This is a genomic window from Bradyrhizobium sp. NBAIM08, from assembly GCF_020193935.1.
Taxonomy (GTDB): Bacteria; Pseudomonadota; Alphaproteobacteria; order Rhizobiales; family Xanthobacteraceae; genus Bradyrhizobium; species Bradyrhizobium yuanmingense.
On the sequence record NZ_JADYVR010000426.1, the window covers coordinates 1 to 441 of the forward strand.

1 protein-coding gene and 1 pseudogene are annotated in these 441 nt (G+C 57.8%); both read left to right on the forward strand.

Translation table 11 applies throughout. The features are described 5' to 3' along the window. The first annotated feature begins 127 nt into the window (after positions 1 to 127). Entirely contained in the window at positions 128 to 256 is a 129-nt protein-coding gene (locus I6F37_RS46495) for a chloramphenicol phosphotransferase CPT family protein (protein WP_225154416.1), read from the forward strand. After that, a pseudogene (locus tag I6F37_RS40245) lies at positions 208 to 441 on the forward strand (chloramphenicol phosphotransferase CPT family protein); the annotation flags it as partial. The gene I6F37_RS46495 and the pseudogene I6F37_RS40245, both read left to right, overlap by 49 nt.

Sequence of the window (441 nt, forward strand, 5' to 3'; positions counted from 1 at the left end):
GAGCCGGGCAAGGATGTGTTTGCGCTCAAACTGCGGCGTTTGTGATTCATCCGTATGGCGACCGCATTGAGGCGGTGATCACAGGGAAACCATAGACGGCGCTTTTTGCAGATGATAAGGCTGCGGGATGCACAGAGCCGCCGTCATCCTTTTGAATGGAACCTCCAGCTCAGGGAAGACCACGCTGGCCACCGCGCTGCAAAGGCCATGCCGGAGCCATTGTTGTACGTCTCGAATGACAAGTTCATCTTCATGACGCCGGAGCATGTACTGAAGGACGATGCGGTGCGGCCGAAGGTGCTGATGCCGCTGCTCTCTGCGTTTCATCGGTCGCTGCCGCTGATCGCGGGCTGTGGTTTCCCGATGGTCATCGATCATGTGATTGAGCGCTGGGACTGGATGGATGAGATCGCGGAGGCGCTGCGAGGATACGATGTGTAC

Excerpts from the sequence above, each read along its gene's own strand:
- I6F37_RS46495 (WP_225154416.1), top strand. The coding sequence starts at position 128 with ATGCACAGAGCCGCCGTCATCCTTTTGAATGGAACCTCCAGCTCAGGG.